Genomic DNA, 9,866 nt, shown 5'->3' on the forward strand with positions numbered 1-9,866 from the left:
GTCAAGCAGGTCCTTTTAAAGAACCACGCAGCACATCCGCACCGAGATCGGCTAAGGTCATTGTCGCGAACAGTCCCGGCAGTAACGTGGTAAAATCGAGAATTTTCAGTTTTTTCAGCGGTCCAGCAGTCTTTTCTCCTGCGTAATTTTCCTAAAGACCCATGAAACGGGCGGCGATAACCTTCATGATCTCGTTGGTCCCGGCAAAAATCCGCGTTACCCGGATATCCCGCCAGGCGCGGGCAATCGGGTATTCCTCGCAGTAGCCGTACCCCCCGAAGAGCTGTACGCAACGATCGGCAACCCGGCAGGCCATCTCCGTCGTCCAGTACTTGGCCATCGAAACATCAATCACGATTTCCTTCCCCTCCATGTGGTCGGCAATCAGCTTGTCGATAAAGGTGCGCCCCAGTTTCACCTCGGTTGCCATCTCGACAATCTCGAACTGGGTGTTCTGGAACTTCGAGAGGGGCTTCCCGAAAGCGGTCCGCTCCTTGCAATATTTGATAGTAAGATCGAGCATGTATTCCGCCCCGGCGACGGCGCCGATCGCGCAGACGAGGCGCTCCTGCTGGAGTTTCAGCATCAGCTTCAAAAAGCCGGAGCCCTTTTCGCCGAGCCTGTTTTCCTTCGGTATCCGGCAGTCGTTGAAAAAAAGCTCTCCGGTATCCTGGCTGTGCCAGCCGATCTTCTTGATCTGCTTGCCCTTCTCGAAACCGGGAGTGCCCGCTTCGACAAGATAGAGATCAACCGCCTTGTGCGGGTTTTGTGTTTCAGGATCGCGGGCGGCAAGCACCACCAGATCGCAGTTGATCGCGTTGCTGATGAAGGTCTTCTGGCCGTTGAGGATGATCTCGTCGCCCTTTTCGAGGGCCGTTGTTTTCATCCCGGCCAGGTCGGTGCCTGCGTTCGGTTCGGTCATTGCGACGGCGGTAATGATGTCGCCGGACACGCAACCGGGAAGGTATTTATGCTTCTGCTTGTCAGAGGCGAAGGACTGGATATAGGGAACAATGATGTCGCTGTGCAGGGACGCGGCAAGACCAGTATGGTTCGTCCGGGCCATCTCCTCGGCAACAATCACGGAATAGAGGAAATCCGCCCCCAGCCCCCCATACTCTTCGGGAACCCCCATCGCGAGGAAGCCCTGCTCGCCCATCTGCTTCCAGGCTGCCTTGGGGACGATCCCCGCCTCCTCCCACTCGTCAACGTGGGGGGTTATCTCCCGCTCCAGGAATCTCCGGAGAGAATCTCTGAAAATTCTGTGTTCTTCTGAATATTTGAGTATATCCATCGGCGTTCCTCCTATCCTTCGTAGCGGCCGAGAATTGAGACGGCGCAGACATTCTGGAAAGGAAACCCGCCGAGATTGTGCGTCAGGCCGTAACGTGGGTTTTTGAGCTGCCTTTCCCCGGCGCGGTCGAGGAGTTGCAGGTACATCTCGTAGAGCATCCGCAACCCGGAGGCCCCGATCGGATGACCGAAGCATTTGAGTCCGCCGTCCACCTGGGCCGGGAGTCTGCCGTCGCGATCATAGAAGCCGTCGAGCGAGTCTTTCCAGGCATGACCGCGTTCAGAAATATGGAGGTCTTCGTAGGTGACCATTTCGGTAATCGAGAAGCAGTCGTGCAGTTCCATCATGCTGATTTCCTCACGGGGATTTTTGATCCCCGCCTCTTCATACGCCTTTGTGCTGCACTTGCTGGTTGTTACAAAATGCGCCCCATCCCACTCGTTGAAACTGCTCTCGCTGCCATCGGAGACGGCAAGCTGGATCGCCTTGACAGAAACGATCTCGGTTTTTCCCAGTGCTTTGGCTATTTCCGGGGTTGTCACAATCGCGCAGGCCGACCCGTCGCTGACCCCGCAGCAGTCGAACAACCCCAGCGGGGAGGCGATGATCGGTGCGGTGATAATCTGCTCCAGTGAGACAGCCTTGCGCAGATGGGCCTTCGGGTTAAGAACGCCGTTGGCATGGCTCTTCATTGAAACATGGGCAATTGCCCTTTTCAGATCCCGGTCGGCAACACGGTATTTCGCCGCGTAGGCGGTCGCCAGTTGGGCGAAGCTGCCCGGCGCGGTGAGATTGGGCCACCACAGCCAGTTGAGCGAGCCAAACCCGGAGCCGGGATTGGGGAGACCTCCGTAGCCGGTGTCCTTCAATTTTTCCACTCCAAGGGCCAGGCAGATGTCGTAGGCCCCGGAGGCAACCGCATAGACCGCCCCCCGGAAGGCTTCGGTGGCAGTGGCGCAGTAGTTTTCCGTCCGCGTTACCGGGATATTCGGCAGTCTCAAGGTCACCCCGAGCGGAATTGCCGATTTGCCGACGCCGATCTCCTCCATGCAGGTTCCGAACCAGGCCGCCTGAATCCGGTTTTTCTCGATCCCCGCATCGGCGAGGCACTCCTGGAAGGCCTCAACCATCAGTTCTTCGGCCCCGGCATCCCAACGCTCTCCGAAACGGCTGCACCCCATCCCGAGGATCGCCACCTTGTCTCTTATTCCAGAAGCCATTGTTTCTCCTCCTTAAATATCATTTTTCCCCTCGCCCGGCCCCGCTGCGTCGCAGGTGGAGAAAGCAGAAAATTTTGCTGACCTGCACGAACGCACTATCTTTTGAATTTGAACAACCGGCCGATCAACTGCGATTTCATCAGGTCGCCTTCAACCTTCAGCTTGCCGGAGGTGTAGGCCGCCATCCCGTCCAGTTCGCCGGTGATCAGTTTGATAAAATCCGTATCGGCCATGATGATTGTCGTAGTCGGCTTCTCCGCCTTGCCTGCTTCAATGCGGCAGGTTCCATCCTTGACGGCAACAATCCATTCCCCCCCGCCTCCGCCGGAGATCAAAAACTGAAAGACGACATCCTTCCCGGCGGCCGCCGCGGGGTCAAACGCCTCCGGCATCCTGGCAAAAACGCCCTTTACATCAGCGCTTCCGGCAGGCTTTTCTCCATTTTTCGCCTCCGGCGACGGAGGCATCAGAAACGAGGTGATGGCCGAGGCCGCGTCGGTTATCTCCCGCGCATTTTCCAGGCTGTTGATTTTCTCCCAGTTGTCGCGGATATCCTCGGGCGTCGGAAGCGTCGCGCCGTCGCTCAAAAGAGCCCCCGCCCCCGTCATGATTGCGGCCCGGCTGTAGAATCCGGCCGCGGCATTGAAGATCTCGCCGCTTTCGTTGCAGTTCTCCGAGCAGAGGTACAGAACCATCCCGGCTATGTAGTCGGGCTGCATCCGCTTAGCCATCTCCGGCGGCAGCAAATCCTCGGTGAGACGCGAGGCAGCCATCGGGGCGATAGTGTTGACTTTGATATTGTACTTTGCCCCTTCTATTTTTATCGTATTCATGAAGCCGACCAGCCCCAGCTTGGCCGCGCCGTAATTTGTCTGCCCGAAGTTGCCGTACAGCCCGGCCGCCGAGGAGGTCATGATGATTCGGCCGTAACCGCGCTCGCGCATTGCGGCAAACGCCGGGCGGGTGACGTTGTAGGCGCCGTTCAGATGGACGGCGACCACGGCCTGCCAGTTTTCCGGCTCCATATTGAGAAAGGTCTTGTCCCGGATTATGCCTGCGTTATTGATCAGGATGTCAACGCCGCCAAAGTACTCGATGGCCATTTTGACGATGCGCTCGCCGCCCTCCGGCGTCGCCACGTTGTCGTAATTGGCGATCGCCTCGCCTTTAAGCGCACGAATCTCTTCGACAAAAAGGTCGGCGGGGCTTCCCGAACCAGCGCCCGCCCCATCCCGGGCGCCGCCGAAGTCGTTGACGACCACTTTTGCCCCCCTTTTGGCAAGTTCAAGGGCGTATATTCTTCCCAAGCCCCCTCCCGCGCCGGTGACAATTGCCACGCGTTTGTCAAAACGGATTTCGGGAAGCGCCACTGCGGCGCCGATCTCCGGAACCGCCTTCCAGAAGTAGCCGGTAAAACCCCTTTCCTCATCGGTAAATCTCCGCCGGAAGACCATCCGGACGGGCAGCCCTACCTTGAGCTCGGCAGGCTCGCAGTCGGTGAAATCGGCCATGAAGCGGCCGCCGTCATCAAACTGAACCATCCCATAGACCGCCGGCGGATCAACGGAAACGGCCAGCAGATCGCCGGTAAAACTCTTCACGTGGGCGGGGCGATCGGCGAATTCATAATCGTCCTGACTGTTTACATGACCGCACTCGGGATTTACGCAGATGTCGAGCTTCGGGTACTGCGGCGTCCCGCAATCCCGGCATTTTCCCCCGACCAGGCCAGTCACCATCTTGCGATTCCGCCAGAGGGTCGTCATGGCAGTCTGGGTCGGGGCCTCCCCGCGGATTCCCCTTTCCGGCTGAATCAGGTTTCTGAATTTGAGATATTTCAGGTAATTGTCGGTGTTTTTTTTGTTGGCAAGCGAGCCGCTCACGCCCAAGCGGGGCGCCAGGTTGCTGATTTCCTCCGTCACCTTGAAGTAGAGGGCGTCGCAGCCCTGGCCGAAGCCGGCGACCAGAATCCCGTCGCCCGGCTGGGCCGTCTCGAGGGCGGAAATCATCATCAGGAGCGGATGGGCAGTTCCCGTCTCCCCGCAAACCTCGTGCATCTGCGAGACAAGCTTCCCCGGAGCGGCGCCCATTTTCCTGGCAATGGCAAGATGTTCCGCCTTGAAGATGCAGGGGAAAACCAGTTTCTGCACATCATCCATCGTGATATTCAATTTTTGGAAAAGGCCGGCCACTGCTTCGGGGATGAATTTGGAGTAGCCCTCCTCGCGGAGCCAGCGTTCCTCCCAGGTATAATCGAAGTTCTTTCCCGCGCCCCGGTAGTGGTCGATGAAATCATAGGAAACCGTGTAAGAACCGACAAATTCGGCGATCACGTTCTGATTGCCCACCAAAAGCGCCGCCGCGCCATCGCCGAACCACAGCTCATAGAAGGAGGCAGGCTTGGCCTCTCTTTTGTCGGAGGCGGCGACGAGGATGCTGCGGCGGCTTCCCCCTTTTGCCACCTCAAGGGCGGTTAAAAGACCCGTCGTTCCAGCCCGCTGCGAGGAGGTGAAGTCGGCGGTTATCATTTCCGCCCCCAGATTGAGCGTCGTCGCGACTATTCCCGAGTTCTGCCGGTCGGCGAAGGGCAGAGTCGTCGAGCACAGATAGAGACCGTCCACGGCTGCTTTGTCTTTCCCGATCAGACAGTCCCGGGCGGCGGCAACAGCCATTGTCAGCGAGTCTTCATCGTGGTTGCAGAGGGAACGCTCCCCCTGCGCAACCATCATGGTTGCCGGCGCAAACCAGCCCATCGCCTGGAAAACGGACATGCGGTTCAGGCGCAGGCGGGGAATATGCGCGCCGTAGGAAGTGATTCCAGTCATGTTTTTCCTCCTGAATATTTTGTTGCGGCCGCGGGGATTAAAGCCCCGCGAAACCACTTTAGCGAGAACTGTTATTGCCGCTGGGCAAAACTGGCCAAAAGCTCGCCGGTTGATTCCTGTAAATGCTCAAATTCCCTTGCCCCTTTGAGGTCGCTGATCTTCGCAAGGGAGGCGGCGATCTCTTCCGGCGAGGGAATTTTCCGCCCGTCGCCAATTACCGCCCCCGCTCCCGTCATAACGGCGGCGCGGTTGTAAACGCCGACGCCGGCATTGTAGATTCGGCCGGAGACCGGGCATTTTTCCGAGACCAGAAAGAGGACAAGCGGCGCGACAAACTCCGGTTTCATCTTCTCGAGCATGTCCGGGGGGATGACCTCGGCCATCAGCCGCGAGGCGGCGATGGGGGCAATTGTGTTCACCTTGATGTTGTATCTTCCCCCCTCCAGCTTCAGCGTGTTCATGAAGCCAACGAGGGCGAGCTTCGCGGCGCTGTAGTTTGTCTGGCCGAAGTTGCCGTAGAGTCCCGCGGCTGAGGTTGTCATGATGATTCGCCCGTAGCCCTTTTCCTTCATCAGGGCAAATGCCGGTTTGGTGACATGATACGCCCCGTGCAGATGGACGTCGAGAACCGCCTGCCAGGTTTCAGGCTCCATTTTCACCAGGGTTCTGTCCCGCAGGATTCCGGCGTTGTTGATCAGGATATCGACCGTGCCGAAGGCTTTGACCGCAGCCTTGATTATATTTTCCCCGCCTTCCGGGGTGGCGACGTTGTCGTAATTGGCAAGGGCGATGCCGCCTGCGCGGGTGATCTCCTCAACCACCTGCTGGGCCGGCGTGGTCGATCCCTCGCCGGTACCGTCCTTTGCGCCGCCCAAATCATTGACGACCACCTTTGCCCCGCGCCTTGCCAGCTCCAGGGCGTAAACGCGCCCCAGACCGCCGCCGGCGCCGGTAATTACCGCCACCCGGTCATCGAACCTGATTTCATCCCGGGCAATCTCGCCGTATTCAAAAATGCCGTTGTCGATTACGGTCTCTCCCGTCCGGGCATTGACTGTCCGAAAGAGAGCCCGGCCCTCCTGCATTTTCCAGATCAGCGTCTTGAGCGGATCGCCGGGATAAAGGGGCGTGGAGAAGCGGCAGGCAAAACGGCGCACCAGTTCAGGCCTTCCTGGCGTCAATGCCCCCATTAGCGCGCGGCAGGCAAAGCCGTGGGTGCAAAGGCCGTGCATAATCGGTTTTTCGAACCCGACTTTGCGGGCAAATTCCGGATCGGCATGCAGGGGAAAGACATCCCCGGAGAGTCGGTACAAGAGCGGCTGATTGACCGAAGGGGCGGCCTCAACGGTGAAATCGGCGGCGCGTTCGGGGAATTCGACAGCGCTCCGGGGGGCGGCCTCTCCGCCGAACCCGCCATCCAGCCGGGCAAAAAGGGTGATTATATTCGTGAACAGCTTCTTGCCGTTGGAGTGCCAGGTGTCGCTCTCGGCGACGACGAGGGCGCCTTTGGGGCCCTTGTCATAGTAATGGGTGATTTTTCCCTCGGTGCTGAGCGTTCCCGAAACGGGGAACGGGTTGTGGAAGATCAGATCCTGTTCGCCGTGCAGGAGGCCGGCGAGATTCATGTTGGAGGAGATGCCTACCTCACCGAGAAAATTGAAGATGGCCGCGATCGAGAAACTGGGAATCACCTTCAGGTTCTTCTCATAGGTGTAATCAAGCTCGTCGAACCCGGCGCCCACCCCCATCGCATAGAGGATGACGTCTCTCCAGTCATAGTCCTTTTTATACGGGCCGATTTTTTTGCCGATTGCCTCCATATCCAGCGCCATAAAGTTCCTCCTTCCGGTAATAAATTTACGGGAAAAATAGTTTTGAGTTTATCTCTGCTATTCAAAATCGCTGCTCTTGTAAAAAATTCCTTAAACCGTCATCCTGGCGAAGGTCGGAATCCGGTCTCTTGCCGCTTGACAGGATTGAGACCTGTTTCTTGGGTGAAGGCGGGAATATGGATGAATTTAAGCGTGTCCTTGACCATGGCGATGTATCTTTCCCGCTCAAGATTCAACATCGGCCGGAAAAAACCCTCGCCCGAAATAAAATTATGGATAGAATTCATAACCGCGATTACCTTCAGCATGGTTTCCGGGGCGACATTCTTCCGATTCGCGGAAAGCCCCATGGAAAAAGCGATGTCGGCGGTAAACTCGGGAACGCTGAAATCCAGATTCCCTTCATAGCGATTTTTGGTGAAATAATGAAAAAGGATCAGGTTGGAGACGCTGGGCTGCGAAAAAAGATAGTCAGTCATCATGTCGATCGAAATATCGAGCCGTTCGGAAAGGGGGCGTCCGTGGATAATATTTTCGACCTCCAGGAGTTTATGCCGCAGATCCTTGTTGATATCGATAACTACCGATTCATAGAGATCTTTTTTCCCACCCCAGTGGTAGTGGAGCGTAGAGATGTCGATCCCCACCTCCTGGGCGATCATCCTGGTCGTAGTCCCATGAAAGCCGTATTCACCGAAAAGCCTTCGGGCGACGGTAAGTATCCGGGCCTTCATCGATTCGGGGTCCTTGCGGGCCTTGTCAAGAGGGGTGTTCATCGCCTGTTTCCAGTTTATGATTCAATCGTTTGATGGATAATTATCGAAAAAAAAGGGGGTTGTCAATGGTAAATTTGTCCGCTCCCCGATAACAGCTTCGGATAATACACTTCGGATAATACTGTTGACATATTCCGCAAAATGAGTAGAATCCCCCCGGAGTTTGAGTTTAAATTGGCTTCATTTGATGATCCGCAGCAAAAACGCGCCCATGGCTCAGCTGGATAGAGCGCCAGACTACGAATCTGGATGTCGTAGGTTCGAATCCTACTGGGCGCACCAATAATAACAAGGGGTTAATCAGAAATGGTTAGCCCCTTGTTATTATGAAAAAGCTCCAGCCGAGCTGCTATCCCCGTTTTTCCTAACAGTCTTCGGCCTATCTATCTGAAAAGTTGTCTTATTTTTATCGCCAGGTTATTTCCGGTTTGTGGCGAGGGGGCATTCGCTGATAGCGGTACTGCGGATACCCGATCATTGCCGCCCCGTAAGTCAGATGATTTTTCGGCAAGGCGAGGGCTTCCTGCAGCGGCGGATAGAAGGTGGCCGCGGCGGTAAAATAACCGGCCCAGCAGGTTCCCAGACCAAAAGAAGGCGCGGCCAGCTCCAGATAGGCCAGGGCAATGATGCAGGATGACTGGGAGGCGGACAGGGTGGATAACCCGTGCGCCACGGCCAGATGGGGAGCGCCCCGCAGAATGCGATCGATCCCCTTGTCCCAGGCGGCCACAACCTTGTCCATGTTCATGGAAATGGCAAATTCGGCATTCTGGGCAAGCAGGGAGCGCATCCAGTCCGCTACCAGCCCTCCCAAACGCCTTCCCTCTTGCGGGTCTTCGATAACCAGCCAGTGGACCGGTTGGCTGTTGTGAGCCGTGGGGGCATAGCGAGCTGTTTCGATCAACCTCTGCAAGAGCTCTCGGGGCGCCCGCTTGTCCTTGTAACAGCGGATCGCCCTGCGCAACCGCAAAAAATGTTCGCACTCCTCCGGACTGAGCAGCAGTTCCTTTTTTACAGGCAGACAATCATGCGGAGAGATCGTTTTGAGCGACAGGGCGCCCTCGGGACAGACGGCAACGCAATGACCGCATTCGATGCAAAACCGCTCGGCACCGGCGACCGGAGAGGGAAATCCGTCTTTCCCAATGATTTCAATAATTTTTGCCGGGCACTCGGCAACGCAGAGCCCGTCCCGCAGACATTTCTGCTGATCAACTTTAAAAAGCGGCATGTGTCATCCTTCCTTCCTGCTCTTGTCCAAAACTATCCAGACCTCAACGCCCCCGGAAGAAAATTGTCTTTTCTTCCAGCTAATGAATGGATACCCAAGGATTGTGATTATAAATCGCTGGCTAATTTCCCGGCTTTCCCGCGGTTTTCCTTTTTCCCTTCGTGCAGAAAAATAGTAACAGCCTGAGCGTCAACCTTGAAATTTTTACAAACGGCTTCGGTGATGTCCTTAACCAGCCCCCTCTTTTGCTCAACGGTTCTGCCCTCATCGGCTTCGATGATAATTGTCGGCATCTTTCACTTCCTCCTTTTCTGCACCGCAATGCGTTTTATTCACCATTCTGTTTATTGGCTCTTCTTTTTTTCTTTTTCTCCTTTTTGGTCTGGCTGCGCTCCTCTGCTGCCAGAGCCATCCTTTTCAAGCCATCAAGATACTCATCCTTTTTCGCGGCCCTCTTCCTTAGCCCCTTGATCCACTGGCCAATCACGAATCCGGCAAGGCAGGCAGCGGCTATCAATAACCACGATTCTATACTGGTCGGAAGCATATTATTCTCACATCTGAGCCAATTGCAAAACTCTCACATTCTGTCATTCCCGCAATGATTTTAAGCGGGAAAACGAAGTTTAATGTTCATAATCTGGTTCTAACTGCTTGAAAAACCGTATTCCCGATAGAAGCATTGTGT

Annotated in this window: 9 protein-coding genes and 1 tRNA gene; 1 reads left to right on the forward strand and 9 read right to left on the reverse strand. The window is 56.1% G+C overall.

Translation table 11 applies throughout. The features are described 5' to 3' along the window. Window position 1 precedes the first annotated feature (1 nt). From K0B01_06690 to K0B01_06715, 6 genes are all read right to left on the reverse strand, one after another. Window positions 2–118 (reverse strand): CoA transferase, encoded by a 117-nt coding sequence (locus K0B01_06690; protein MBW6485822.1) that lies wholly within the window; start codon window positions 116–118, stop codon window positions 2–4. 33 nt (window positions 119–151) lie between these two features. Next, window positions 152–1,294 carry an acyl-CoA dehydrogenase family protein gene (locus K0B01_06695; GenBank protein MBW6485823.1) on the reverse strand — a complete coding sequence of 381 codons (1,143 nt, stop codon included), beginning with the start codon at window positions 1,292–1,294 and terminating at the stop codon, window positions 152–154. An 11-nt stretch (window positions 1,295–1,305) separates the two neighbouring features. After that, window positions 1,306–2,514: an acetyl-CoA acetyltransferase gene (locus K0B01_06700; GenBank protein MBW6485824.1), complete on the reverse strand. Its 1,209-nt coding sequence runs from the start codon at window positions 2,512–2,514 to the stop codon at window positions 1,306–1,308. Between the two features lie 95 nt (window positions 2,515–2,609). After that, the gene (locus tag K0B01_06705; GenBank protein ID MBW6485825.1) at window positions 2,610–5,339 is read right to left on the reverse strand and encodes an SDR family NAD(P)-dependent oxidoreductase; all 2,730 of its coding nucleotides are present in this window, start codon (window positions 5,337–5,339) and stop codon (window positions 2,610–2,612) included. 71 nt (window positions 5,340–5,410) lie between these two features. Beyond that, entirely contained in the window at window positions 5,411–7,171 is a 1,761-nt protein-coding gene (locus tag K0B01_06710) for an SDR family NAD(P)-dependent oxidoreductase (protein ID MBW6485826.1), read from the reverse strand. A gap of 98 nt (window positions 7,172–7,269) precedes the next feature. Further along, window positions 7,270–7,947 carry a TetR/AcrR family transcriptional regulator gene (locus K0B01_06715; protein MBW6485827.1) on the reverse strand — a complete coding sequence of 226 codons (678 nt, stop codon included), beginning with the start codon at window positions 7,945–7,947 and terminating at the stop codon, window positions 7,270–7,272. 205 nt (window positions 7,948–8,152) lie between these two features. Here K0B01_06715 and K0B01_06720 point away from each other — a divergent pair. Further along, window positions 8,153–8,229 (forward strand) — tRNA-Arg (locus K0B01_06720). A 124-nt stretch (window positions 8,230–8,353) separates the two neighbouring features. Here K0B01_06720 and K0B01_06725 read toward each other — a convergent pair. The 3 genes from K0B01_06725 to K0B01_06735 all read right to left on the reverse strand — a co-directional run bounded on the left by K0B01_06725 (window position 8,354) and on the right by K0B01_06735 (window position 9,725). Further along, complete coding sequence (locus tag K0B01_06725) at window positions 8,354–9,178, reverse strand: nitroreductase family protein (GenBank protein ID MBW6485828.1); 825 nt, start codon at window positions 9,176–9,178, stop codon at window positions 8,354–8,356. Between the two features lie 107 nt (window positions 9,179–9,285). Beyond that, on the reverse strand, window positions 9,286–9,471 hold the full coding sequence (locus K0B01_06730; GenBank protein ID MBW6485829.1) for a tautomerase family protein: 186 nt from the start codon (window positions 9,469–9,471) through the stop codon (window positions 9,286–9,288). Window positions 9,472–9,506: 35 nt separating this feature from the next. Continuing rightward, a complete protein-coding gene (locus tag K0B01_06735; protein ID MBW6485830.1) occupies window positions 9,507–9,725 on the reverse strand; it encodes a hypothetical protein in 219 nt (72 codons plus the stop codon). Between the last annotated feature and the right edge of the window lie 141 nt (window positions 9,726–9,866).

The organism is Syntrophobacterales bacterium, from assembly GCA_019429105.1.
GTDB lineage: Bacteria > Desulfobacterota > Syntrophia > Syntrophales > UBA5619 > DYTH01.